This window comes from Streptomyces sp. NPDC057486 (genome assembly GCF_042802415.1).
In the GTDB taxonomy this organism is placed as follows: Bacteria; Actinomycetota; Actinomycetes; order Streptomycetales; family Streptomycetaceae; genus Streptomyces; species Streptomyces yanii.
On record NZ_JBHVEE010000147.1, the window covers coordinates 1 to 24,341 of the forward strand.

General features: G+C 70.6%; 20 protein-coding genes. 14 read left to right on the top strand and 6 right to left on the bottom strand.

Going from position 1 to position 24,341, the window contains the following annotated elements; all coding sequences use genetic code 11:
- Positions 1–212 precede the first annotated feature (212 nt).
- The 4 genes from ACFU6I_RS40440 to ACFU6I_RS40455 all read left to right on the top strand — a co-directional run bounded on the left by ACFU6I_RS40440 (position 213) and on the right by ACFU6I_RS40455 (position 5,454).
- Positions 213–836 (top strand): GntR family transcriptional regulator, encoded by a 624-nt coding sequence (locus ACFU6I_RS40440; RefSeq protein ID WP_384377010.1) that lies wholly within the window; start codon positions 213–215, stop codon positions 834–836.
- Positions 837–1,094: 258 nt separating this feature from the next.
- Positions 1,095–3,764 (top strand): pyruvate dehydrogenase (acetyl-transferring), homodimeric type, encoded by a 2,670-nt coding sequence (gene aceE, locus ACFU6I_RS40445; RefSeq protein ID WP_384377013.1) that lies wholly within the window; start codon positions 1,095–1,097, stop codon positions 3,762–3,764.
- Positions 3,765–3,899: 135 nt separating this feature from the next.
- Positions 3,900–4,871 carry a helix-turn-helix transcriptional regulator gene (locus ACFU6I_RS40450; protein WP_384377016.1) on the top strand — a complete coding sequence of 324 codons (972 nt, stop codon included), beginning with the start codon at positions 3,900–3,902 and terminating at the stop codon, positions 4,869–4,871.
- Positions 4,872–4,932: 61 nt separating this feature from the next.
- Complete coding sequence (locus ACFU6I_RS40455; protein ID WP_345512998.1) at positions 4,933–5,454, top strand: DUF4240 domain-containing protein; 522 nt, start codon at positions 4,933–4,935, stop codon at positions 5,452–5,454.
- Positions 5,455–5,485: 31 nt separating this feature from the next.
- On the opposite strand, the gene ACFU6I_RS40460 is transcribed toward ACFU6I_RS40455, so the two are convergent.
- Positions 5,486–6,256, bottom strand: a complete 771-nt coding sequence (locus ACFU6I_RS40460) for an SDR family NAD(P)-dependent oxidoreductase (RefSeq protein WP_384377019.1) — start codon at positions 6,254–6,256, stop codon at positions 5,486–5,488.
- A gap of 141 nt (positions 6,257–6,397) precedes the next feature.
- On the opposite strand from ACFU6I_RS40460, the gene ACFU6I_RS40465 reads away from it, so the two are divergent.
- Complete coding sequence (locus ACFU6I_RS40465) at positions 6,398–7,027, top strand: TetR/AcrR family transcriptional regulator (protein WP_384377022.1); 630 nt, start codon at positions 6,398–6,400, stop codon at positions 7,025–7,027.
- 106 nt (positions 7,028–7,133) lie between these two features.
- Here the strand turns inward: ACFU6I_RS40465 and ACFU6I_RS40470 are convergent, their stop codons facing one another.
- From ACFU6I_RS40470 to ACFU6I_RS40485, 4 genes are read right to left on the bottom strand one after another with little or no spacing between them, the layout of a single operon-like run.
- Positions 7,134–7,652, bottom strand: a complete 519-nt coding sequence (locus ACFU6I_RS40470) for a GNAT family N-acetyltransferase (RefSeq protein ID WP_384377025.1) — start codon at positions 7,650–7,652, stop codon at positions 7,134–7,136.
- 33 nt (positions 7,653–7,685) lie between these two features.
- The gene (locus ACFU6I_RS40475) at positions 7,686–8,591 is read right to left on the bottom strand and encodes a polysaccharide deacetylase (protein WP_266986463.1); all 906 of its coding nucleotides are present in this window, start codon (positions 8,589–8,591) and stop codon (positions 7,686–7,688) included.
- A complete protein-coding gene (locus ACFU6I_RS40480; RefSeq protein WP_384377028.1) occupies positions 8,588–9,787 on the bottom strand; it encodes a GAF domain-containing protein in 1,200 nt (399 codons plus the stop codon). The genes ACFU6I_RS40475 and ACFU6I_RS40480 overlap by 4 nt, the downstream gene beginning before the upstream one ends.
- The gene (locus ACFU6I_RS40485; protein WP_384377031.1) at positions 9,784–11,127 is read right to left on the bottom strand and encodes an MFS transporter; all 1,344 of its coding nucleotides are present in this window, start codon (positions 11,125–11,127) and stop codon (positions 9,784–9,786) included. The genes ACFU6I_RS40480 and ACFU6I_RS40485 overlap by 4 nt, the downstream gene beginning before the upstream one ends.
- Positions 11,128–11,273: 146 nt before the next feature.
- Between ACFU6I_RS40485 and ACFU6I_RS40490 the strand changes: the two genes are divergently transcribed.
- From ACFU6I_RS40490 to ACFU6I_RS40510, 5 genes are all read left to right on the top strand, one after another.
- On the top strand, positions 11,274–11,945 hold the full coding sequence (locus tag ACFU6I_RS40490; RefSeq protein WP_384033553.1) for a GntR family transcriptional regulator: 672 nt from the start codon (positions 11,274–11,276) through the stop codon (positions 11,943–11,945).
- 61 nt (positions 11,946–12,006) lie between these two features.
- Positions 12,007–12,906 carry a TIGR01777 family oxidoreductase gene (locus ACFU6I_RS40495; protein ID WP_384377034.1) on the top strand — a complete coding sequence of 300 codons (900 nt, stop codon included), beginning with the start codon at positions 12,007–12,009 and terminating at the stop codon, positions 12,904–12,906.
- Between the two features lie 170 nt (positions 12,907–13,076).
- Entirely contained in the window at positions 13,077–14,387 is a 1,311-nt protein-coding gene (locus ACFU6I_RS40500; protein ID WP_384377037.1) for an NAD(P)/FAD-dependent oxidoreductase, read from the top strand.
- Positions 14,388–14,580: 193 nt separating this feature from the next.
- The gene (locus tag ACFU6I_RS40505) at positions 14,581–16,809 is read left to right on the top strand and encodes a family 20 glycosylhydrolase (RefSeq protein WP_384377056.1); all 2,229 of its coding nucleotides are present in this window, start codon (positions 14,581–14,583) and stop codon (positions 16,807–16,809) included.
- Between the two features lie 17 nt (positions 16,810–16,826).
- Positions 16,827–19,085 (top strand): alpha-L-fucosidase, encoded by a 2,259-nt coding sequence (locus tag ACFU6I_RS40510; RefSeq protein ID WP_384377040.1) that lies wholly within the window; start codon positions 16,827–16,829, stop codon positions 19,083–19,085.
- 117 nt (positions 19,086–19,202) lie between these two features.
- Here the strand turns inward: ACFU6I_RS40510 and ACFU6I_RS40515 are convergent, their stop codons facing one another.
- Complete coding sequence (locus ACFU6I_RS40515; protein WP_384377043.1) at positions 19,203–20,852, bottom strand: regulator; 1,650 nt, start codon at positions 20,850–20,852, stop codon at positions 19,203–19,205.
- A gap of 265 nt (positions 20,853–21,117) precedes the next feature.
- Between ACFU6I_RS40515 and lipB the strand changes: the two genes are divergently transcribed.
- From lipB to ACFU6I_RS40535, 4 genes are all read left to right on the top strand, one after another.
- The gene (lipB, locus tag ACFU6I_RS40520; RefSeq protein ID WP_345512797.1) at positions 21,118–21,915 is read left to right on the top strand and encodes a lipoyl(octanoyl) transferase LipB; all 798 of its coding nucleotides are present in this window, start codon (positions 21,118–21,120) and stop codon (positions 21,913–21,915) included.
- 126 nt (positions 21,916–22,041) lie between these two features.
- The gene (lipA, locus tag ACFU6I_RS40525) at positions 22,042–23,007 is read left to right on the top strand and encodes a lipoyl synthase (RefSeq protein WP_384377047.1); all 966 of its coding nucleotides are present in this window, start codon (positions 22,042–22,044) and stop codon (positions 23,005–23,007) included.
- 305 nt (positions 23,008–23,312) lie between these two features.
- Entirely contained in the window at positions 23,313–23,513 is a 201-nt protein-coding gene (locus ACFU6I_RS40530; RefSeq protein WP_384377050.1) for a hypothetical protein, read from the top strand.
- Between the two features lie 19 nt (positions 23,514–23,532).
- Positions 23,533–24,240 (top strand): DUF4191 domain-containing protein, encoded by a 708-nt coding sequence (locus ACFU6I_RS40535; RefSeq protein WP_384377053.1) that lies wholly within the window; start codon positions 23,533–23,535, stop codon positions 24,238–24,240.
- The last annotated feature ends 101 nt before the right edge of the window (positions 24,241–24,341 follow it).

Consider the following 24,341-nt stretch of genomic DNA (forward strand, 5'->3'; position numbering starts at 1 on the left):
GGTCGGCTGGTTTTTTTGTTTATATTATCATGTGGCGGTTTCTTTCTCGGCGGCGCGCGCCATTTGCCCACCTGGTTTTAACCCCCCCTCCCCCGGGGCCCCCCCCCCGGAACCCCTGCGGGCGGGGGCCGCCGCCGTATTGTCTAGACACCACCGGTTGCCTCGCCCGCACCGGTCGGATCGGCAGCACCGGTTTCCCCGAAGGAGCCCTCATGACCCCGCCCGTCGTCCACTCGCTGCGCGAACAGATCCGCGAGCACATCGTGGACGGGATCGTCAGCGGGCGCTGGAAGCCGGGCGAGCGGATCGTGGAGCGCCGGATCGCCACGGAGCTGGAGGTCAGCCAGACGCCCGTGCGCGAGGCGCTGCGGGAGCTGGAGACCCTCCGGCTGATCGAGTCGGCGCCCAACAAGGGCGTACGGGTCCGGAATCTGACCGCCGCCGACCTGGAGGAGTCCTATCCGGTACGGGCCGGTCTGGAGCAGATCGCGGCGGAGCTGGCGGCTCCGACGCTCGGCGAGGACTGCTCGCGGCTGTCGCCGCATGTGGCGGCGCTCTACGAGGCCGACCGGCTGGCCGACGGCGAGGCTCAGGTGCGGCACACGGTGGCGTTCCACCGGGAGTTGGTGCGGGCCGCCGGAAACGCCGTACTGCTGCACACCTGGGAGGGGCTGGGCATCGAGGTGTTCACGGCGCTCTCGATCCGGTGGCTGGGGACGGTGCAGAAGTCGTACGCGGAGGAGCACGAGGCGCTCATCGACGCGTTCCTGCGCAAGGACCCGGACATCGGTCTGTTGGTGAAGGCGCACGTCCTGGGGTGCGCGCCGCGCGCCTGAGGCGGGTGAGCAGATGAACGGTCGGGCGCTCAACCGTGCAGTCGAGCGCCCGGTTTCATCGCATTTCAGGCGTCACTCCGTGCCGCGAAACAGGGCACCGGATGCCAATTTCTTCATATCGAGAAGTTTTGCTCTTCATCCTTTGATCGATCATCGATCAGCGCCTTACAGTTCACTCCGCGGGCCCACCGGCCCCATTGCCCTGTCCTGCCAGTCAGGGCCTTTCTCCACCCCCCTCCTCTCCGGAAGGCGGCGATCATGACCGACCCCGTAGGAAAGCTTCCGAGCGAGCTCGACCAGCTCCCGGACCGTGACCCGGAGGAGACCGCCGAATGGGCGGCCTCCCTCGATGCCGTCACCAAGGCCGCGGGCCCGCACCGCGCCGCGTACCTGATGCGCCGCTCGCTGCAGCACGCCGAGGGCGCCGGTCTCGCGCTGCCCAAGCTGCTGGAGACCGATTACGTCAACTCCATCCCGACCGCCGCCGAGCCCGCGTTCGACGGCGACCTGGAGATGGAGTCCCGGATCACCGCCTGGAACCGCTGGAACGCGGCCGCGATGGTCACCCGTGGCTCCCGGTTCGGCGTCGGCGGCCACATCGCCACCTTCGCCTCGGCAGCCTGGCTGTACGAGACGGGCTTCAACCACTTCTTCCGCGGCAAGGAGGGGGACGGCTCCGGCGACCAGCTCTACGTCCAGGGCCACGCCTCCCCCGGCATCTACGCCCGCGCCTTCCTCGACGGCCGGCTCAGCGAGCAGCAGCTCGACAACTTCCGCCAGGAGTCGGGCGGCGACGGTCTGCCATCCTACCCGCACCCGCGGCGGCTGCCCTGGCTGTGGGAGTTCCCCACCGTGTCGATGGGCCTCGGCCCGCTCTCGGCCATCTACCAGGCGCGCTTCAACCGCTATCTGGCCAACCGCAACATCAAGGACACGTCGAACTCGCATGTCTGGGCCTTCCTGGGCGACGGCGAGATGGACGAGCCGGAGTCGACCGCCGCCCTCGCCCTCGCGGCGCGTGAGCAGCTCGACAACCTGACCTTCGTCATCAACTGCAACCTGCAGCGCCTCGACGGTCCGGTCCGAGCCAACTTCCGTGTGGTCCAGGAGCTCGAGGGCGCGTTCCGCGGGGCCGGCTGGAACGTCATCAAGACGCTCTGGGGCAACGCCTGGGACGAGCTGTTCCAGCTGGACACCACCGGCGCGCTGGTCCGCAGGCTCCGGGAGGTCCCGGACGCCCAGTTCCAGACGTACGCCACCCGCGACGTCGCCTACATCCGCGAGCACTTCTTCGGCGCCGAGCCCGCCCTCGCCGAGCTGGCGAAACTGCTCACGGACGCGAAGATCGCCGAGTGCTTCTACACCTCCCGCGGCGGCCACGAGGCCCGCAAGGTGTACGCGGCGTACAGGGCGGCCGTCGAGCACAAGGGCGCGCCGACCGTGATCCTCGCCCAGACGGTGAAGGGCTACACGCTCGGCAAGGGCTTCGAGTCCAAGAACGCCAACCACCAGATGAAGAAGCTCTCGGTGGACGAGTTCAAGGACATGCGCGAGCTGCTCGGACTCCCGATCCCGGACAGCGCGTTCGCCGACGGCCTGGTGCCCTACGGCCACCCGGGCGCCGACTCCCCCGAGGTCCGCTACCTCCAGGAGCGCCGCGCCGCCCTCGGCGGCCCCGCCCCGGCCCGCCGGGTCCACGCGGTGGCACTGCCGGAGCCCGAGGAGCGGGCGTTCGCCGCGCTGAAGAAGGGCTCCGGCAAGCAGGAGATGGCCACCACGATGGCCTTCGTGCGCCTGGTCAAGGACCTGATGCGGGACAAGCAGACCGGCAGGCGCTGGGTGCCGATCGTCCCCGACGAGGCCCGCACCTTCGGCATGGAGTCGCTGTTCCCGTCGGCCGGGATCTACTCCCCGCTGGGCCAGACGTACGAGCCGGTCGACCGCGACCAGCTGATGTACTACAAGGAGGCCAAGGACGGCCAGATCCTCAACGAGGGGATCACCGAGGCCGGTGCCATGGCGGACTTCATCGCCGCGTCGACGTCGTACGCGACGCACGGCGAGACGATGATCCCCTTCTACATCTTCTACTCGATGTTCGGCTGGCAGCGGACCGGCGACCAGATGTGGCAGCTCGCCGACCAGCTCGGCAAGGGCTTCATCGTCGGCGCCACGGCAGGCCGTACGACGCTGACGGGTGAGGGCCTCCAGCACGCGGACGGCCACTCGCACCTGATCGCGGCCACGAACCCGGCGTCGCTCAACTACGACCCGGCGTTCGCGTACGAGATCGCGGTCATCGTCAAGGACGGTCTGCGGAGGATGTACGGCCCCGAGGCCGAGAACGTCTTCTACTACCTGACGGTCTACAACGAGCCCAAGCCGCAGCCCGCGATGCCGGAAGGCGTCGAGGAGGGCATCGTCAAGGGCCTCTACCGCTTCAAGGAGGGCACGCCCGCCACGGCGGACGCGCCGCGCCTGCAGCTGCTGGCCTCCGGCACGGCGATCCACTGGGCCCTGGAGGCCCAGGAACTGCTCGCCGCGGACTGGGGTGTCACGGCCGACGTCTGGTCCGCCACGTCCTGGGGTGAGCTGCGCCGTGAGGCGCTGGAGTGCGACGAGGCGCTGCTCCGCGGCGAGCAGCGGGTGCCGTACGTGACCCAGGTGCTGGAAGGCGCACCGGGCCCGGTCCTCGCGGTCAGCGACTGGATGCGGCAGGTGCCGGACCAGATCAGCCAGTGGGTGGAGCAGGACTGGTCCTCGCTCGGCACGGACGGCTTCGGTCTGTCCGACACGCGTGACGCGGCCCGCCGCCACTTCGGGGTCGACGCGCAGTCGATCACGGTCGCGGCACTGGCCCAGCTGGCGCGGCGCGGCGAGGTGACCGCGTCCGCGGTCAAGGAGGCCCGGGAGAAGTACGGGCTGTGAGGTGAGGCGGCCGGGTACGCCCGGCCGCCGTGCCGCCCTCCGTCTCCGGGCGGGCTCGATCTTCGAGCCCGTACGGAGACGGAGGGCATTTCTGCGCGTCTGCCCGGCGATGGAGGGCAGGGCAGACTTGTCCCCATGCGTGCTGCCCGGCTCATCAAGATGGTGCTGCTCCTTCAGTCCCGGTCCGCCATGACCGCCGCCGAGCTCGCCCGGGAGCTGGAGGTGTCCGAACGGACCGTCACCCGCGACGCCCAGGCGCTCTCAGAGGCGGGGGTTCCCGTGTACGCGGACCGGGGCCGGGCCGGCGGGTACCGGCTCGTCGGCGGGTACCGGACCGGGCTCACCGGGCTGGCCCGTAGCGAGGCCGAGGCGCTCTTCCTCTCCGGGCTGCCGTCCGCGCTGCGCGAGATGGGGCTCCAGGACGCCGCGTCCGCGGCCCGGCTCAAGGTGACCGCCGCACTGCTGCCCTCGCTGCGGGACGCCTCCGACACCGCCGCCCGGCGCTTCCATCTGGATGCACCCGGCTGGTATCAGGAGCCCGTCACGCCCGAGTTGCTGCCCGCCGTCGCGGAGGCCGTCTGGGACGACCGGATGGTCAGCGCCCGCTACCGGCGCGGCGGTGCGGGCGGTGAGGTCGAGCGGGAGCTGGCGCCGTACGGACTCGTTCTCAAGGCCGGGGTCTGGTACCTGTGCGCCCGTGCCGGGACGGATTTCCGGGTGTACCGGATCGACCGCTTCACCGCCGTGGCCGTGTCGGGCGAACGGTTCGTACGCGACGAAGACTTCGATCTGCCGGGCTTCTGGGACGAGCAGGCCGCGCAGTTCGCCCGCTCGATCCTGCGGACCGAGGTGACGGTACGGGTGTCGGAGACGGGGGTGGACCGACTGCCGCACACCATGGACCGTTCGGCGGTCCGGAATGCCCTGGACTCGGCCGGGCCGCCCGGCATCGACGGATGGCGCACCGTCACCCTGCCCGTGGAGTCCCTGGAGGTCGCGTACGAGCAGCTGCTGTCCCTGGGACCGGAGTTGGAGGTTCTCGAACCGCCCGCGTTGCGGAACCGCTTCGCCGCTGCCGCCGAACGGCTGAGCGAGCTCTATCGTTGAAGGCTTCTTTTCGGTGTCTCCGCGTGCATCGCCCGCCACCAAGGCCGATGCTTGACCCGTGATGGACGAGACGGAGTTCTGGGAGATCATCGACAGCACCCGCGAGGCCGCCGAGGGCGACCCCGAGGACCATGCCGATCTGCTCGTCGACCGGCTGGTGCAGCTCGATCCGGAATCCGTGCTGGACTTCGCGCGGCACTTCGAGGCCCGCTACAACCGCGCGTACCGCTGGGACCTGTGGGGCGCCGCCGCCGTGCTACTCGGCGGCGCGAGCGACGACGCCTTCGACTTCTTCCGGTGCTGGCTGATCGGCCAGGGGCGGGAGGTCTTCGAGGGGGCGGTGCACGATCCGGACAGCCTCGCCGAACTCCTCGACGACTTCGACGAGGAGATCGACGGGGACGCCGAGGATCTCGGCTATGCGGCCGACGAGGCGTACGAACAGCTCACCGGCGTCGTCACGCCGGACCTCGGCCTTCCGCCGCAGTCCGCCGAGCCGGAGGGCGCCCCTGTCCGCTTCGAGGACGCCGCGGCGCTGGCCGGACGCTACCCCCTGCTCTGGGAGCGGTTCGGCTCCGGCTGAGCCGCCCCGCCCCCGCCGTGGGCACCCGGGTTCAGAAGTGGGTGCCGCCGTCGACGCGGATCTCCGTGCCCGTGATGAACGCACCGTCCTCGGAGCCCAGCATCGCGACGACGCCCGCCACCGTGTCGGGGCTGGCGAAGCCCTCGCCCAGCGCCGGGGACAGCTTCATGAAGAGCGACATGTCCGCGTCGGCCGGCAGCCCCGGGCCGTTGCCGCTGGTCATGTCGGAGGAGATCGATCCGGGTGCGACGGCGACGACGCGCAGACCCTGCTTGCTGTACTCGCTCGCCAGCGCGTGCGTCATCGACTGGATGCCGCCCTTGCTCGCCGCGTACGCCGACATATAGGGGTGCGCGAAGCTCGCCGAGGTCGACGAGAAGTTCACGACGACCGGCTTGTCGCCCGCCAGCAGCGCCGGTATCGCCTCACGGATCATCAGGAACGTGCCGGTGAGGTTGACCGCGAGGATCTTGTTGAAGAGCTCCAGCGACGTCCTGTGCGTGTGCTCCGAGCGCAGGATGCCCGCCGCGTTGACCAGGACGTCGAGGCCGCCGAGCGCGGCCACGGCGTCAGCGACACCGGCCCGGACCGCGGCCTCGTCCGAGATGTCGAGGACGGCGGTGGTGAGCCTCTCCGCGACGCCGCGCGCCACAGCGGTGTCGTACGTGGCCTTCAGCCCGGCCTCGTTGACATCGGCGGCGACGACCAGGCCGCCCTCGGCGAGTACGCGGTGGACGGTGGCCTGTCCGATGCCGGAGCCACCGCCGGTGATGAGTACGCGGCGGCCTTCGTAGCGGTTCATGTGTTCACTCCTGGTTCCGAGTCCCCCGACGACTCTCTTGATTCGCATCCACCGTACGCCTGGGTGGCACGTTTTGCCAGAACGGCATTCTGTGCACTTTTCTTCCGTACGAAGGAACCCCGACCCGGGTAATCTGCGGGAATGAGCCACCAGCAGCCGTCCCTCACCGAGCGCCGCAAGGCCGCGACCCAGCTGGACATCGCGCGCGCGGCCGCCGCGCTCTTCGCGGAGCGCGGGCCGGACGGCACCACGGCGGAGGACATCGCCCAGCGGGCGGGCGTCGCGCTGCGCACCTTCTACCGCTACTTCCGCTCCAAGCAGGACGCGGTGGGACCGCTGCTCTCCGGCGGCGCCGAGCGCTGGCGCGCCCTGCTCGACGCGACCGGTCCGGGTGTCCCGCCGGCCGAGGCGCTGGAGGGTGCGGTCACGGACGCGCTCAGCCCGCACGACGAGCACGCCACGGAGCAGCTCGGCTGGACACGCGGTCTGCTGCGGGCGGCACAGGACGATCCGGCGCTGCGCGCCGTCTGGTACCGGGTCAATCAGGATTCGGAGGAGCGGCTGCTGCCGGTGCTGGCACGGCTGGCCGGTGAGGACGCGGATCCGCTGGAGGTCCGGTTGGCCGCCGCGGCCGCCACGGACGCGGTGCGGGTGGCGCTGGAGGCCTGGGCGGTCACGGACGCGCCGACGACGGGGGCCGGCTCCCCCGCCGTTCTCGCGGTGCGCTGCCTGCATGAACTCACGGGCGGCATGCGACTGTTCAAGGGGTGAGGCGGTAACGGCCTCCCCACGACGGGGCATCGGGAGCCCACTCCCTGTCGTGGGTGCGGCCGTAACGACCTGGTGCACTCTCTCTCGTGCACGAGGCCATAAGCCGTCACAGGGCGAGCGAGCGGCCCATCATCACGTCGTCGACGTAGCGCCCGCCCAGGAAGAACTCACCGGGCAGCACCCCCTCGACGACGAACCCCTCCGATGCGTACAGCGCCCGGGCGGGCGCGTTGTGTCCGAGCACCCGCAGCGTCATCCGGTTCGCCCCTTCGTTGCGGGCCAGCGCCGACGCGGCCCGCAGCAGCCCTCGGGCGACACCGCTGCCGCGTGCCCAGTCGGCCACGGCGAGGCCCTGTATCTGGCGCACATGCGTGTGGCAGGCGAGCGGGGTCGGCGCGACGACCCGGATGTAGCCGGCGATGCGCATATCGCCCGCCGGGTCCTCCGCCTCGGCCACGAGCAGGTGCTCGGGCCGGCTGCGGTCGCCGAAGAACGGTTCGTACGGCGGGTGCGGCCGCGGCTGTACGGAGTGGAGGGTCGACCACGTGGCCCGGTCGAGCTCCCCGAGAGCGGCGTCGTCGGAGAGAACGGCGGGGCGCACGGGGCGGGTGCGGAGCACGGACATGGACGCCACTGTGCCACGACCCGCCCGGTCACGTCATCGCATATCTGCCGGGCGCTCGGCGGAGCCGAACGGGAAGCGGCGGCGGAAGTCGTCGGCCGCGTCCTCCAGGGTGCAGAAGCTGACGCCCTCGTGCCCGGAGACGTACTCGATGAAGCGTTCCAGCATGAGGAGCACCTGCGGGCGGCCACTGACGTCCGGGTGCAGGGTGATGGGCAGGACCGCGTAGTCGAGCTCACGGTGGACCCAGTCGAACTGGTCGCGCCAGTCCTGCTCCAGCTGGCGCGGGCTCACGTACCCCTGGCTGTTGTGCGCGTGCTTGTTGAACATCATGGGCGGCAGGTCGTCCACGTACCAGTTGCCGCAGAACTCGACGAGGTCGACCTCGTGACCGTGGACGAGGGGTTTCATCCACTCCTTGGCCTCCTTACCGAAGTCGATCTTCGTCCAACTGTCGCCGACCCGGGCGTAGAAGGGCGTGAAGTCGCGGTAGTTCTGGCTGTGGTCGTAGCTGAAGCCGTAGGTGTGGAGGAGTTCGGCGGTGTACGCGGACATCTCCCACCAGGGCGCCACATAGCCGCGTGGCCTGCGGCCGGTGTACTCCTCGATCAGTTCGACGCAGCGGGCGAGTACGTCCTCCTCCTGCTGCGGGCTCATCGCGATGGGGTTCTCGTGCGAGTAGCCGTGCGCGCCGATCTCGTGCCCCGCCTCGACGACCATGCGGGTCTGCTCGGGGAATGTCTCGATGGAGTGCCCGGGGATGAACCAGCTGGTCCGGATCCCGTACCGCTCGAAGAGCTTGAGCAGTCGCGGGGTGCCGATCTCGCCGGCGAAGACGCCCCGCTGGATGTCGTTGGGCGAGTCCTCGCCGCCGTAGGAGCCGAGCCAGCCGGCCACGGCGTCCACGTCCACGCCGAGCGCGATCTTGATGTCCTTGGTCATGCGGCGGATGCCTTCCGGTCGGTGTCGAGGAGGTGTTGTACGTCGTCCGTCGCGGCACGGAGCGCGGCGGTGTCCCGCTCGGTCCAGTCGCGTTCGTCCCGGCTGTGCACGGAGATCCAGCCGGTCATCCGGTCGTCGCGGACGAGGGGCGAGAGCATCTGGGCGTGCACGCCGTACACGTCCACGAGCGCCTGGGGCGGATGCGGGATCGCCTCGAAGTGCGGCTGGACCAGGGGGATCCGCTGCCGCTCCAGCCACTCGACGGTGTTCAGCCGGCGCTGGTCGAGGGAGGCGTCGCGGCGGATGGACCGTACGCCTTCGCGCAGCGCCTCGGCGGCGGTCAGATCGACGCCGAGTCCGTGTGCGGGCAGGTCCAGACGGAGGGTGGTGCGATCGGCGCCGGTCGTCTCCAGCAGGGTTCGCAGGACGGTCTGGAAGCGTGCCCGCAGGGCGCCCGAGCGGAGCAGGTCGCCGTGGCCGGGCAGGGCGGGGACGCCGGTGTCCGGGGAGGCCAGGCGCAGAGCCTGCCACAGGGTCGCGGTGACGCTGTCGAACACCGGTATTCCCAGGGCCGGTTCGAGCTGCCGGGCGGCGTCCGCCCCGTACACATTGGTGCAGACGACGGCGACGGCGTGCATACCGGGCGCCGCCGCCTCGACCTGCCGGGCCACGTCCGCGGCCGGGATACGGGCGAAGGCTTCGTTGTCGCTGATACCGAAGGGTTCGGCGAGCGTGCAGTCCAGGCCCTCGTCCGCGTACCGGCGCACGATGCGGTCGGCGACGTCCCGGGTGTACGGAAGGGCGAGCCCGAGCCTGGTCACGCCGTACGCGGCACAGGCGTCGAACAGCGCGAGAGTGGAGGTGGTGGCTGGAATGCCCGTCTCCTCGGTGATCCGGGCGCACAGCGCGCGGTCCCGGTCCGGGCCCAGCCAGGAGCCCGAGGTGCCGTTCCATGCGAGGACGTCGACCTGCGCGTCGGCCAGCTGCCGGGCGGCGGCGATCATCGGCGCCGGGTCGAACTGGGCGTCGGACCCCTCGTCCAGGGCGATCCGGGTGACCGGCACGCGGGCGACATGGGCGGTGGCCACGTCCGTGCCGTGGAGCAGCCCGTACGTGACGGGCTCGAGACAGGTGTTGGAGGACGGGGTGAGCATCCCGATGCGGATGCGGCGGGAACTGCCGGTGGTGGTCGTCATCGGACGGCGAGCCTCCTGCTGTAGTCGATGACCAGGGACGACACGGTGAACAGCACACCCGCGCCGACGAAGTAGAGCAGCGCCCAGGTGTACGAGCCGGTGGCGCCGACGATGAAGCCGACCGCGATCGGCGTGATCATCCCGGCGATGTTGCCGGAGAGGTTCATGGCTCCGCCGACGACTCCGGCGTTGGCCCGTCCGGCCAGCACGGACGGCAGCGACCAGTACAGACCGGCCCAGCGGAGGAAGAAGAGGACGACGGAGAGGAGCACGACCGCCGTCATGGCGTCGGGCACCAGCACCACCCCGAGCAGTCCGGAGACGACGGCGATCCCGGCGACGCCCATCATCGTGCGCATCACCGTGTTGGCGCCGGCGCCCGTGGCCTTCCAGCGGTCGGAGGTCCAGCCGCCGATCAGTTCGCCGACGAAGCCCGCACCGAAGATGGCCAGGGTCGACCAGCCGATGGTCGCGATGTCGAAGCCCTTGGACTCGGACAGATAGAGCGGGCCCCAGGTCAGCAGTCCGTAGAAGACGCCGTTGAAGCCCATCCAGCCCAGACACATGGCCCAGAACGAGCGGTATTTGAGGTACGGCAGCAGGCCGGTGCGCACATCGGCGGGGCCCGCGGCGTCCTCCTCGGCGTGTGCCCGCTCGATGTAGGCGGCCTCGGCGGCGTTGACGCCGGGGTGCTCGGCGGGCGTGTTACGGATGTACCAGCCGGCGTACAGGCCGACGGCGACGGTGAGGACGCCCGCGACGAGGAAACTGATCCGCCAGCTCCCGGTCCAGCCGATCAGCATGGAGATCACGATGCCACCGAGCGCCGCGCCGAGCGGGGCGCCGCCGTCCAGGAGAACCGCGCCCCGGCCGCGCTCCTTGGCGGGCAGCCACTGGGCGTTCAGCTTGCCGCCGGCCGGCATGACGGGGGCTTCGACGGCGCCGAGCAGCATCCGGAAGCCGAGCAGTGAGCCCGCGCCGCCGGCGGCCGCGGTCAGCCCCTGGGCGACTCCCCAGCCGACGCAGGCGCCGGAGACCATGCGGCGGGCGCCGAACCGGTCGGCGAGCCACCCGCTGGGGATCTGCATCAGCGCGTACGTCCAGAAGAACGCGCTGAGCAGGAAGCCGGTCGTCTCCTTGGAGAGACCGAGGTCCTTGGTGATCAGCGGCAGAGCGACGGAGACGGAGCCCCGGTCGATGTAGTTGAGCGCGACGACGCCGAGCAGCAGGACGAACATCTTCCAGCGCACCCGGGTCGGGCGGGCACCGTCGCCCGCCGGGCGGGCGCCGGATGCGCCGGCCCTGCCCGCGGTCGCTGAGGTGCGGGACGTACTGGTCATGGCAAACCCTCGAATCACTGATCGGACAGGGTGAGCAGCGGCTCCGGCCGAGCCGTTCCGCGTTTTGGTATACCAAAGAATGCAGATGCTTCTCGAGGTCGTCAAGGGTTTGGTATACCGTGAGCGAATCGATACACGGAGGACATGTGAGCCGGACCAACACAGGTACCGAGACGGCCAGTTCACTGACCGGCACGGTGTGGCTGCGCGACCAGGTCTGCGAGGGGCTGCGCGACCGCATCATCACCGGGCGGCTCAAGCCGGGCGACCGGCTGGTCGAGCGGGATGTCGCCGAGGAGTTCGGGGTCTCCCGGGTCCCGGTGCGCGAGGCGATCCGCATCCTGCTCGGAGAGGGCTTCCTGGAGGCGCTGTCGCCGCGCCGCATCGTCGTCAAGCAGCTCTCCCGGCAGGACGTGGAGAACCTCTTCGACATGCGCGAGGCGCTGGAGGTGCTCGCCGTCCGACGCGCCGCCGAACGAGCCACCGACAGCCAACTGCAGGAACTGGCAGCCCTGTTGGAAACAGCCCGTCGGGCCACTCTGTCCGGCAGGCCGGAACGCATCTCGCGCGCCAACACGGCCTTCCACCACCACATCGTGGAGCTGTCCGGCAATGAGCTGCTGGCCACCACCCTGGAGTCGCTGGAGGGACGGCTGCGCTGGCTGTTCCAGCAGATCGACGACCCGGGACCGCTCTGGGAGGAGCACCGGCTGCTCTCCGCCGCCATCACCGCGGCGGACAGCGAGGCGGCGGCGGTCTGCGCCCTGCGGCATGTGCGCCACTACCGGGACGTCGCCCTACAACTGCTGTTCGAGTGATTCGGGCGTGACGAGTGAGGGGGGCGAGGCGCCCCGTACGCCGCTGCGGCAGGATGGGGTCATGGTGCACTCCCGTATCGCCGTCACCGGATCGACCGGACTCATCGGAACCGCGCTGGTGCGCTCGCTGCGGGCCGACGGACACGAGGTCGTGCGCCTCGTCCGGCACCCGGCGCGCGCCGGGGACGAGGTCGAGTGGGACCCGAAGCGGGGGTACGTCGACGGGGCGGGCCTGGTCGGCTGTGACGCCGTCGTCCATCTCGCCGGTGCCGGGGTCGGCGACCACCGCTGGACGGAGGAGTACAAGCGGGAGATCCGGGACAGCCGGGTGCTGGGCACGGCGGCGATCGCCGAGACGGTGGCCTCCCTCGGCGTACCGCCGAAGGTGCTGCTCTGCGGGTCGGCCATCGGCTACTACGGCGACACCGGGGACCGCGCGGTCGACGAGAGCGCACCGCACGGCACGGGCTTCCTGCCGTCCGTCTGCGTGGACTGGGAGGCTGCCGCGGCTCCGGCGGAGGCGGCAGGCATCCGGACGGTCCACGCGCGCACGGGCCTGGTCGTCGCCCGGGAGGGCGGGGCCTGGGGGCGGTTGTTCCCGCTGTTCCGGGCGGGACTCGGCGGGCGGCTCGGCAGCGGGCGCCAGTACTGGAGCTTCATCGCGCTGCACGACCACATCGCGGCCCTGCGGCACCTCCTCGACACGGAGTCGCTGTCCGGACCGGTGAACCTGACCGGCCCCGGCCCCGTGACCAACGCCGAGGTGACAGCCGCGATGGGGCGTGTGCTGCACCGTCCGACGCTGTTCTCCGTCCCGGCACCCGCGCTCCGGATCGCCCTCGGGGACTTCGCGGAGGACGTGCTGGGCAGCCAACGGGTACTGCCCGCACGGCTGCTGGACTCGGGGTTCACCTTCGCCTTCCCCGGCATCGACGGCGCCATTCGCGCGGCGCTGCACTGACCACACGCGGTCGAATCACACGAATGTGCGACCCCGTGCAACGGTGCCCCGGGCCGCGCGCGACTGTGCCCGCACCGGGCCCCTCCTAGCCTCGTGGCGAACTCGGGCATTCCGGGGGCCTGTTGGGGGCAAGAGCCTCCCAGCAGTCGCGCCGACTCGGGGAGGGGCACGTGCTCAGCACGGCACACCACGCGGACGTCGTCATCATCGGAGCCGGGATCGCCGGCCTGTCAGCAGCCCATCAATTGACCAGTGCAGGGGTCAGCGTCAGCGTCCTGGAGGCCGGCCCACGCGTCGGCGGCCGGATGACCACCGAGGAGGTGGACGGGTTCCGGCTCGACCACATCGGCCCGCTCCTCAGCACCTCGTATCCGGAACTGCGCGCAGCGCCCGGCCTCGAAGGGCTCCTGCGGAACTTCGCTCCGGGGGTCCTCGTCCACAGCGAGGGCCGCCAGTACCGGACCGGGGTTGCGCGCCAGGTACGGAGCGCACGGGGCGCATTCAAGGCGGCGCGCGCCCTGGCGAGCGCCCCCCGCCCACCGATGGGCGGGCCGATCGACCAGGCCAGGCTCGGCGCGGCCCTCGCCCGGCTCGCGACCACCCCCGCCACCCGCATCCTGGCCCGGCCGGAGCGGACCGCGCTCGCCGCCCTGTCCACCCGCGGCCTGCCCTCCCGTACGGTCAACGGCTTCCTGCGCCCGCTGCTCGCCGCACTGCTCAGTGACCCCGGGCTCACCACATCGAGCCGGTGCGCCGACCTCGCCCTGCGCAGCTACGCGCGCGGCCGGCTGTGCGTACCGTCCGGCGGCTCGGCCACGCTGCCCGAGCTGCTGGCGGCGGCCCTGCCGCCCGGCACCGTGCGGACCGGCGTCCATGTCACCGCCGCCGACATCACCTCCGTACGCACGAAGGAACATGGCGAACTGGGCTGCCGTTCCCTGCTGCTGGCCACCGGCGCGAGCGCCGCCGCCGAGCTGCTGCCCGGTCTGCGTGTGCCGCCCTTCCATCCGGTGACGGTCCTGCACCACACCGCCCCCGCTCCCCCGCCGACCGGTGCCTCGCTGCTGCTGGACGCCGACCGCTCGGGCCCGGTGGCCCACACCTGCGTGATGAGCGAGGTCGACCCCTCGCGCGTCCCGCCCGGCCGGACCCTGATCACGTCGACGGTGCTCGGCACCCCGCCACCCGATCTCGACCGCTCGGTCCGCACCCATCTCGCCGCGCTGTACGGCACCCCGACGGACGACTGGGAACTGCTGGCCGCCCACCACGACCCGGAGGCGGTCCCCGCCATGCCGCCCCCGCACGACCTGCGCCGCCCGGTCAGACTGCTCGACGGGCTGTACGTGTGCGGCGACCACCGGGACACGAGCTCGGTGCAGGGCGCCCTGTTCTCGGGCCGCCGCGCGGCGCACGCCATCCTCGGCGATCTGGGCATCCGGCCCGGCCACCTGGAGTCCGAACTGCGCGAAGCGGCCTGAGTCCGCCCGCGCACATCCTGCCCCGGTCCAGCCGACCCCAACCTCCAACTCCCCTTACAGATCGGATCTCTCACCCCACCTCCCGTTTTCGAGAATGGTTTACACCACTCCCGCAAACACCCTTGTCGTGTGCCACGTCTACCGCTACGGTCCTGGCGAAACCGGACTTCAGGAGACCGTAGTGCGCCGAGCCATGCCCGTCCTGCCGCTCCTTATAGCTCTAGTCATCGGATCTATCACTCCCGTCGCGGTGGCGAACGAGCCTCCGGACGAACCCGCATCGAGCGCAGGCACCACAACGGCCGCACCGGGGCCGCCCGTTGTTCCCAGACCGACCCGGTGGACCGAACAGGGCGGCCGCACACAGCTGTCGGCGGGGACCCGCATCCTGGTGGACCCCCGGTCCCGCTCCACGACCGCACTCCCTTCCGGGCAGGCCGAACTCCCGGGCCCCGCACGGCAGTCCGTGCAGGACCTGGCCAAGCAGCTGCGTACCGAGGTGGCCCAGGTCAGCGGGGTCACCCCGGCCGTCAGCAGCGACATCCGGCACCCTCGGGCCGGCGACATCGTGCTGACGCTCACCGAGCACGGGGCACTGGGCGCGGAGGGCTACCGGTTCGAGAGCACGGACGCCGTCCGCATCGAAGCCGCCTCCACCCACGGCCTGTTCTACGGGACGCGCACGCTCCTGCAGCTGCTGCGCACCGCCCCCGATCACCTCACCGTGCCGAAGGCCGTCTCCACCGACCGTCCCGCCCAGCCGGTCCGGATGACCATGCTCGACGCGGGCCGCAAGTACTGGCAGCCGCAGTACCTGGAGAAGCTGGTCCGCCGGATGGCCGACCAGAAGCTCAACACCCTCTTCCTGCAGTTCTCCGACTCCGAGGGCTTCCGTCTCTTCAGCCCGGAGTTCCCCGGACTCGCGGACCCCGCACACAGCTACGACCGCGCCGACATCGAGCGGCTCAAGCGTGTCGCCGCCCGCTATCACGTGCAGGTGATGCCCGGTATCGACGTGCCCGGACATGCGACCGTGATCACCGACGCCTTCAAAATCGGCTTCGGTGACGGCCCCGAACCGTGCACCCAGGCACACACCCACTCGCACCTCACGCCGAACTGGATGGTCGACCTCACCAGCGAGAAGGCGGTCGCGACGACCCGCCGGATCGTCGACGAGTTCGCCGGCTGGTTCGACGCCCCACTGTTCAGCATCGGCGCCGACGAGTTGCCCGGCCAGCTCGCCAACTGCCCACGCGTCAAGAACCATCTCGCCGCCGATCCGGACACCAGCACCCTCGGTGACCTGCTGAACGGCTACATCAACACCCTCGACGACGTCGTCGCCGAGCACGGCAAGCGCACCGCGATCTACAACGGCTCCGAGCACCTCGCCGCACCCCAGCAGCAGGTACACGCGCCGGTGGTGTTCCTGACCTGGGAGGGGACCGGCACCGAGCCCGTCATCCCCGGCCACGACGAGATCGCCATCGGCCCGTTCTACGAGACGCCGAACAACTATCACCACTCGTACCCCGACGAGACGTGGATGTACGACTCCTGGGTGCCCAGTACCGCACCGGATCTCCTCGGATCCGGTCTGATGAACTGGGCGGACTACAACTTCTGGGCCGAAGACGGCTACTTCGAGCAGCAGATGGCCACCGCGCGCGCGATCATCGCGGACCGCTCCTGGAACGCCTCCGCCACCCCGGACACCGTGCAGGACTTCCGGACACTGGTCGCCCGGCTCGGTGACCCGCCCGGCCTGCGGCCCGACCCGGTGGCACCCCGGGTCGACGACGGCCGGCCGAGCCACCACTGGACCTTCGACCAGGCCTCCTACCCGAGCGGCTGGACGTGGGCCGGCAGCCCCGGCAACACGATCTTCGCCGAGGACACCGCGGGGAACCTGCCGGGCACCTCGTACATCATCAACAACCCCACTCCGGTCCCGGACGGAGTGCGCGGCCAGGCCTGGCGCTTCGACAGCGACCGCGACGGGGTGGGATTCGGCGGCCTCGACCTGACCGAGCCGTGGACCGTCTCCGGCTGGGTCAGGACGACGGGCAGGACCAGTGACCAGGTGCTGCTCAGTTCGAAGGCCGGCGCGCTCAAACTCCAGCAGTGGGGCACCGGCAAGGTCGGCTTCACCCGCTACGGAGCGGCCGACCACAGCTTCGACTACACCCTGCCGCTGAACCAGTGGGTCCAGCTGACCTGGGTCACCGAGCCGGGCCGCACCACCCTGTATGCGAACGGCGAGCGCGTCGGCACGGTCGACGCGTCCATTCCGCTCCCGCTGCGCTCGATCGGCACCGAGAAGGCCGGGCTGCGCGGAGATCTCGACGAAGTCACGACCTGGGACGAGGCGTTGAGCCCCGAGCAGGTCCGGGCCGACTACGCGCACTACGACCGCTGACCCGAAGGGAACCCGCAGTGACCCGCACCCACACCCATGCCCGTACCCGTACCCGTACCAGACTCGTCGGAGCGACGGCTCTGGCGGCCCTCGCCGGCTTCCTGACCACCCCGGCCTCCGCCGCGCCCGAACCCCCGTCGAAGGACTACGAGCCGACGGTGGAGTCCCTCAACAGCCACCCCACGCCGACGTGGTTCAACGACGACAAGTTCGGCATCTTCATCCACTGGGGCGCCTATTCGGTGCCCGCCTGGGGCCCGCGCGGCAGCTACGCCGAGTGGTACTGGAACTACATGAACAGCAAGGGCAGCGCCACCAACACCCACCAGAAGGACACCTACGGCACGGCCGCGAACTACGACGACTTCATCGGCCAGTGGAAGGCCGAGAAGTACGACCCGGACGCCTGGGTGAAGCTGTTCAAGGATGCCGGTGCCAAATACTTCGTGCTGACCTCCAAGCACCATGAAGGCGTCGCACTGTTCGACAGCAAGGTCAGCGGCCGCGACACCGTGGACCTCGGCCCGAAGCGCGACCTGGCGGGCGACCTGTTCAAGGCGGCGCGCAAGGACACCGAGGGCGGGCAGCTGAAGGCGGGCTTCTACTACTCGCTGTACGAGTGGTACAACCCGTCGTACACCGGCAAACCGGTCCGCAACCCGTACACCGGCGCCGAAGTCCCGTACACCGGCGCCCCGTCGGTCCAGGACTACGTCGGCGACTACATGGTCCCGCAGATGAACGAGCTGGTCGATCAGTACGATCCCGACATCATCTGGTGCGACGGGCAGTGGGACAAACCCGCGTCGTACTGGAAGACCGCGCCCGTCATCGCCGACTACTACAACCGCGCGAAGAACCGGGCGCACCCGAAGGAAGTCGCGGTCGCCAACCGCTGCAAGATCGAGACCGGTGCGCTGGACAGCAAGGAACTCGACTTCCAGACACCCGAGTACACGGTCAAGCCGGACATCGACCCGAACAAGTGGGAGGCGAGCCGGGGCATCGCGCACTCCTACGGCTACAACCAGAACGAGCCCGAGGAGGACCACCTCACCTCGGACCAGCTGATCGACTCGCTCACCGACATCGTCAGCAAGAACGGCAATCTGCTGCTCGACATCGGCCCGCGCGCCGACGGCACCATCCCCGAGATCCAGCAGCAGCGGCTGCTCGACATCGGAGCCTGGCTGAAGATCAACGGTGAGGCGATCTACGGGACGACCTACTGGCACCACGCCGAGGAACCGACCGGGGACGACAAGGTCCGCTACACGGTGAAAAACGGCACGCTGTACGCGACCGCGCTGGAGTGGCCCGGCACCGAACTCACCCTCGGCGCCGACACGCCCGTCACCGCCGACTCCCGTATCACTCTGCTCGGTTCGGACGGCAGCGCACTGCCCTGGCACAAGGACTCCGCAGGCCGCGTGATCGTCGAGACGCCGAAGCAGGGGGCGTCGGCCACCAGGAGCACGAGCGCGTACGTCTTCAAGGTCACCACCCCGGGCGTGAACACCCTCGTCCGCACGAGGACCGAACTGCCGAAGGAGCTCAACCCCGGACGCGCCGCCGACGGCACCCTGACCCTCACCAACACCGCCCGCACGCACGCACCCGGGACCGGGATCGGGCTGTCCGGACCCGAGGGCTGGACCGTCACCCCGGCGGCCACCCGCGTGAACCCGCTGTCGCCGGGCGCCGACGCGAAGGTCCCGTTCACCGTGACGCCGCCCGCTTCCGCGGCCCCCGGTAGGTACACACTGAACATCACCCTGCGCCACGGCCCTCTCACGACCACCACGGCGGTCAAGGTCACGGTGGCCCCGGAGAACCTCGCGCGGAACAAGCCGGCCACCCAGAAGAGCACCGCGTGGGACGCCCCTGCCTCCCGCGCCGTCGACGGGAACACCGACGGTTCCTTCGGGTCGGGCTCGGTGACCCACACCGCGGAGCCCTCGTCGCAGGCGTGGTGGCAGGTCGACCTGGGCGCCTCGAAGTCACTGTCCGCAGTCGACATCTGGAACCGCACCGACTGCTGCTCCGACCGGCTGAAGGACTTCTGGGTCATGACCTCGGACACCCCGATCACGGCCGACGGACTCGATGAGGCACGGACCGCACCCGGTGTGACGGCGGTCCATGTCACCGGCCAGGCCGGACGGCCGTCCAACGTGCAGCTCCCGGCGGGCACCTCCGGCAGGTACGTCCGCGTGCAACTGACCTCCGGCACCAACCCGCTGTCGCTGGCGGAGGTCGAGGTGCGCGGGCACTGAGAGAGCCCCGCCGAAACGGGTGATGGCCCGGACCGATCGCTCCCGGTCCGGGCCATCACCCGTTCCGTCGCGCGCAGGAGCCACGTCGAAGCGTCATCCGCGGTCCCGCGGGAGGGATCACCCGAGGGCCGCGACCCGGTCCCGGTATCCGCGTACCGCAGCCGCGTCCCGGTACGGCTCGAGGCGGCGCTCGAAGTCCCGTACGTACTCCGTCGCCCGAACCGACCGCATCTCCGCCGCCTGCTGGGCCGCCTCCGCGCCGAGCAGACACGCCTGGTCGAGCTCACCGAGCCCGAGCCGGGCGGACGCCAGCACCACCCGGCAGAACAGCCTGCTCCGGGCGTACCCCGGGGCGCGCAGCTGCAGCGAACGCTCCGCATGCTGGGCGGCGGCCCGGTACTGCTGCAGATCGCGGTGGCAGTGCCCGAACTCGTCGGCGAGCTGCGCCTCGTCGAAGTAGCGCGCCCAGTACGGTACGTCGTCCCCGGGCCGGGCGCTCTCCAGCGCGCGTTCCGCCCGCGCCAGCGAGGCCGCGCAGATCCTGGCCTCGCCGAGCACGCCGTGCCCGCGCGCCTCGACGGCGTGCAGCAGGGCCAGCACGACGGGCGGCGCCGACGAGCCGATGCCCTGCTGCGCGACGCGCGCCAGCTGGACGGCTTCCCTGCCGTGCCCGAGATAGACCGCCTGCCGGCTCATGGTGATCAACACGTAACTGCCGTACGCCCGGTCCCCCGCCGCCTGCGCGAGCCGCAGCGCCTGGACGAAGTAGCGCTGGGCGAGACCGTGCGCCGCGATGTCGTACGAGGTCCAGCCCGCCAGCCGGGTCAGATCGGCGGCGGCCGAGAAGAGCCGCCGTCCGGTGGCCTCCCCGTACGTCCCACGGAGCATCGGCTCGGCCTCGTGCTCCAGGTAGCGGACGAGGGCCTGGCGGGCGTGGCCACCGCCGTAGGCGTTGTCGAGGGTGCGGAAGAGCTCGCCGACGGAACGCAGGGCGGCGACATCGCCGCTGCTGACCTTCTGGCCGGATCCGCGGTCGGACTGCCGCTGCCTGGGGACGCCGGGGGCACCGGTTGCCGGCGGCGCGAGATGCACCGGAGTCCCGGCGGGGGCGGAGGACGACGCGGCCGGCCCGGAGGGCCTGGCGGCGCCGTACCGGCCCCCGGGCCCGCTCGCCCCGTGCGATCCATGCGCCCCCGCGTGGGCCGTGGCGTGCGAACCACGGGACCCGTTGGCCCCCGCCGGCCCGCGCTGCGCACCGAGCACCGGCGCCACCTGGGTCCGGCCGCCCCCGCCGGGGGCAGCCGTCTCGCTCCCCCGCCCCACCCACTCGTCGGCCCGTCCGATCAGCCAGTCCCGGCTGGGCACCACGAGCCCGGCCGGGGTGAAGGCGATCTTGCGCAGCTCCGCATGGCTGCCCGAGTCCTTCCGCCACAGGCCGCTGACGATGTCCACCGCCTCGGCCGGAGTGGCGGCGAACTCCAGACCGGCGTAGACGGGCGCACACGCGTCGAGGCCCAGATCCTGCGCGGAGAGCCGGCGCCCGAGCCGCCGGGTGAAGACCTCGGCGATCAGTGCGGGGGTGGTCCCGCGCGGTTGCTGGCCGCGCAGCCAGCGAGTCACGGAGGTCTTGTCGTAGCGCAGATCCAGGCCGTGTTCGAGGCCGAGCTGGTCCACCCGGCGGGCGAGACCGGCGTTCGAGAATCCGGCTTCGGTGATGAGCGAGGCGAGCTGGCGGTTGGGGGTGCGCTGCGGAGGTCGTTCCGACATCAGCTGTACGGTCTCCTGCCTTCGGGGCCGGGCGGGCGGCCCTTATGGAACGGCGCGAATTTAGCGGGCCCTACGGCGGCCGCAGTCTCCTTCGCTTCACATTCATCCGATCGTGTGAGGATTGGGGGTGGCACTGACGGGAACAACCTGCCGGGCCACCGCTCCCGGGGCGGCCGTACAGTGGCCCGGGGCGCGAATCAGTGCATGGTGACGTGGTTCCGGGGCACCCCCCGGCTCCCGGTACCGCAAGTAGGAAGGCATCTCCGTGAGTGAGCTTCGGTTCGTCCGGCTGGGATTCGGCGAGGAAGCTGTCGACTACCAGGAGGCCTGGCAGAAGCAGCGCGAGGTGCACGCGGCCCGGTTCGAGGACACGGTTCCCGACACCTGTCTGCTGCTGGAACACCCGCCCGTCTACACGGCGGGACGCCGTACGACCGACAGTGAGCGCCCCCTGGACGGCACTCCGGTCGTCGACGTGGACCGCGGCGGAAAGATCACCTGGCACGGCCCCGGGCAGCTCGTCGGCTACCCGATCCAGAAGCTGCCGCGCCCGGTGGACGTCGTGGCGCATGTCCGGAGGCTTGAGGACGCGCTGATCCGTACGGCTGCCGAGTTCGGTCTGGAGACCAGCCGGGTCGAGGGCCGCAGCGGAGTCTGGGTGCTGGGCGACCCGGTCGAGGAGCGTCCGTCGCTCGGCGGCCTCTCCCTCGACTTCGACCCGCGGCTGCACGACGAGGAGTTCGACCCGCGGCTGAACGGCCCCGAGTACGCCCCGTCCAACGCCGGTCAGCGGCGCGAGGACCGCAAGCTGGCGGCGATCGGCATCCGGGTCGCCAAGGGTGTGACCATGCACGGCTTCGCGCTGAACGTGAACCCGGACAACACCTGGTTCGACCGGATCGTGCCGTGCGGCATCCGCGACGCGGGCGTCACCTCGCTCGCGTACGAGCTGGGCCGCGACGTCACGGTCGCCGAGGTGCTCCCGGTGGTCGAGAAGCACCTGACGGACGTCCTGGAGAACGCGGAGCTCGCCCCGCGGGAGATCGACCGGGCCTCGGCCTGACCCGGAGCCCCGGGAATGGCCCGGACCACCCCCTGGTTGCCCAGGGGCAAGGGCCACACCCCAACCGCACAAATAGCGGGCGTACCCTGGTGTTCGCCGAAGAATCGAAGTCGTAGGGAGCCGGACGTGTCCGCTGTCGCACCCGACGGGCGCAAGATGTTGCGCCTGGAGGTCCGGAACAGCCAGACCCCCATCGAGCGCAAGCCCGAGTGGATCAAAACCCGGGCGAAGATGGGCCCCGAGTACAACCAGCTGCAGAAGCTCGTGAAGAGCGAGGGTCTGCACACGGTGTGCCAGGAGGCCGGCTGCCCGAACATCTTCGAGTGCTGGGAGGACCGGGAGGCCACGTTCCTCATCGGTGGTGACCAGTGCACCCGGCGCTGTGACTTCTGTCAGATCGACACGGGCAAGCCGCAGGCGCTGGACCGGGACGAGCCCCGCCGCGTGGGCGAGTCGGTCGTCACGATGGACCTGAACTACGCCACGATCACCGGCGTCGCCCGCGACGACCTGGAGGACGGCGGAGCCTGGCTGTACGCGGAGACCGTGCGCCAGATCCACGCACTGACGGCGGAGCGCGAGGCCGGTGCCACCAAGGTCGAGCTGCTGATCCCCGACTTCAACGCGGAGCCCGAGCAGCTGGCCGAGGTCTTCTCCTCGCGCCCCGAGGTGCTCGCGCACAACGTCGAGACGGTGCCGCGGATCTTCAAGCGGATCCGCCCCGGTTTCCGTTACGAGCGTTCCCTGGAGGTCATCACGCGGGCCCGCGAGGCCGGGCTGGTGACCAAGTCGAACCTCATCCTCGGCATGGGCGAGACCCGCGAGGAAGTGAGCGAGGCTCTCCAGGACCTCTACGACGCCGGTTGCGAGCTCATCACGATCACGCAGTACCTGCGGCCCTCCGTGCGCCACCACCCGGTCGAGCGCTGGGTGAAGCCGCACGAGTTCGTGGAGCTGAAGGAGGAGGCCGACGAGATCGGCTACTCCGGTGTGATGTCCGGGCCGCTGGTCCGTTCCTCGTACCGGGCCGGACGGCTCTTCCAGCAGGCGATCGAGCGGCGCGGCGTTGCCACGGCCGCACCCACTGCCTGAACCCGGGCTGTGTGAATCCGGGCACAAGAAGCTACTGAGCGGTACTGGCTGAATCGACGCGGCCCATACGCTCCCCGCAGGTCGGGGACGCGTATGGGCCGCGTCGGCGTGCGCGGCGCTCATATCAAGGTTTCATTGGTGTTTGACCGAAAGGTCATGCGCTGGTAACACCGAGCAGTGACTCTGGATACACGCAGCGCAGTGGTTCTCACGGCTGCTGCCGCCACTGCTCACCGTCTCCAGCCCGCGCAAGCAACTCCTGTAACCCACTCACTCCGCGCATCCGTTCCGAGGGGACTTCCACAATGCAGGCCGTGCCGGTACGCGCCACCGCCATTCCGTCCGTCACCGATACTCTCCGCGCCGTCGAGTCGCTGCTGCTGAGCAGCGGCCAGCGCACCGCCCGCCGCAACGCCTGGACGGCCGTCCTCGAGGACCGCCGCCGCGCCAAGGACCGGGTCGAGACCGAGTACGTACTGGAGGCCGTGGCCGACCACCGCTCCTAGGCCACGTAAACTTCAGTACATGGCGAGGAAGGCAAACACTGACGGCGCGGACAGCGCCGAGAACGCGGGGCGGCTCAAGCAGATCGCCCTGACCTACAAGATGACCCGGCGGACCGACCCCAAGATCGGTCTTGTCGTCGCGGGTGTGGGAATCGTCACCTTCGGTGTCCTCCTCGCCATCGGCTTCTTGATCGATCACCCGATCTACCTGGGCATCCTGGGCTTCGTGCTGGCCCTCCTCGCGATGGCGATCGTCTTCGGGCGGCGTGCCGAGCGAGCGGCCTTCGGGCAGATGGAGGGACAGCCGGGCGCTGCGGCGGCTGTGCTGGACCGCGTGGGCCGCGGCTGGACCACGACTCCGGCGGTAGCGATGAACCGCAGCCAGGACGTCGTCCACCGGGCCGTCGGCAAGGCGGGCATCGTGCTGGTGGGCGAGGGCAACCCGAACCGGGTCAAGCTCCTGCTGGCGGCCGAGAAGAAGAAGATGGCCCGCATCCTCGTGGACGTACCCGTGCACGACATCATCGTCGGCAACGACGAGGGCCAGGTGCCGCTGAAGAAGGTCCGCGCCAAGATGCTGAAGATGCCGCGGGTCCTGACCGGCCCGCAGGTGACGGCGGCCAACGACCGGCTGCGGGCGATGGGCGACCTGATGAGCAACATGCCGCTGCCGAAGGGCCCCATGCCGAAGGGCATGCGGATGCCGCGCGGCGGCAAGATGCGCTGACGCCACACACTCGACGCACAAGAGGGCGGGCTGCGAACCACTGAGGTTGGCCGCCCCCCCACGACCCCTCTCCCCCCCGCCCGGCCCGGTGGCATAAGCCC

Excerpts from the sequence above, each read along its gene's own strand:
- ACFU6I_RS40440 (WP_384377010.1), top strand. The coding sequence starts at position 213 with ATGACCCCGCCCGTCGTCCACTCGCTGCGCGAACAGATCCGCGAGCAC.
- aceE (WP_384377013.1), top strand. The coding sequence starts at position 1,095 with ATGACCGACCCCGTAGGAAAGCTTCCGAGCGAGCTCGACCAGCTCCCG.
- ACFU6I_RS40450 (WP_384377016.1), top strand. The coding sequence starts at position 3,900 with ATGCGTGCTGCCCGGCTCATCAAGATGGTGCTGCTCCTTCAGTCCCGG.
- ACFU6I_RS40455 (WP_345512998.1), top strand. The coding sequence starts at position 4,933 with ATGGACGAGACGGAGTTCTGGGAGATCATCGACAGCACCCGCGAGGCC.
- ACFU6I_RS40460 (WP_384377019.1), bottom strand. The coding sequence starts at position 6,256 with ATGAACCGCTACGAAGGCCGCCGCGTACTCATCACCGGCGGTGGCTCC.
- ACFU6I_RS40465 (WP_384377022.1), top strand. The coding sequence starts at position 6,398 with ATGAGCCACCAGCAGCCGTCCCTCACCGAGCGCCGCAAGGCCGCGACC.
- ACFU6I_RS40470 (WP_384377025.1), bottom strand. The coding sequence starts at position 7,652 with ATGTCCGTGCTCCGCACCCGCCCCGTGCGCCCCGCCGTTCTCTCCGAC.
- ACFU6I_RS40475 (WP_266986463.1), bottom strand. The coding sequence starts at position 8,591 with ATGACCAAGGACATCAAGATCGCGCTCGGCGTGGACGTGGACGCCGTG.
- ACFU6I_RS40480 (WP_384377028.1), bottom strand. The coding sequence starts at position 9,787 with ATGACGACCACCACCGGCAGTTCCCGCCGCATCCGCATCGGGATGCTC.
- ACFU6I_RS40485 (WP_384377031.1), bottom strand. The coding sequence starts at position 11,127 with ATGACCAGTACGTCCCGCACCTCAGCGACCGCGGGCAGGGCCGGCGCA.
- ACFU6I_RS40495 (WP_384377034.1), top strand. The coding sequence starts at position 12,007 with ATGGTGCACTCCCGTATCGCCGTCACCGGATCGACCGGACTCATCGGA.
- ACFU6I_RS40505 (WP_384377056.1), top strand. The coding sequence starts at position 14,581 with ATGCCCGTCCTGCCGCTCCTTATAGCTCTAGTCATCGGATCTATCACT.
- ACFU6I_RS40515 (WP_384377043.1), bottom strand. The coding sequence starts at position 20,852 with ATGTCGGAACGACCTCCGCAGCGCACCCCCAACCGCCAGCTCGCCTCG.
- ACFU6I_RS40530 (WP_384377050.1), top strand. The coding sequence starts at position 23,313 with ATGCAGGCCGTGCCGGTACGCGCCACCGCCATTCCGTCCGTCACCGAT.
- ACFU6I_RS40535 (WP_384377053.1), top strand. The coding sequence starts at position 23,533 with ATGGCGAGGAAGGCAAACACTGACGGCGCGGACAGCGCCGAGAACGCG.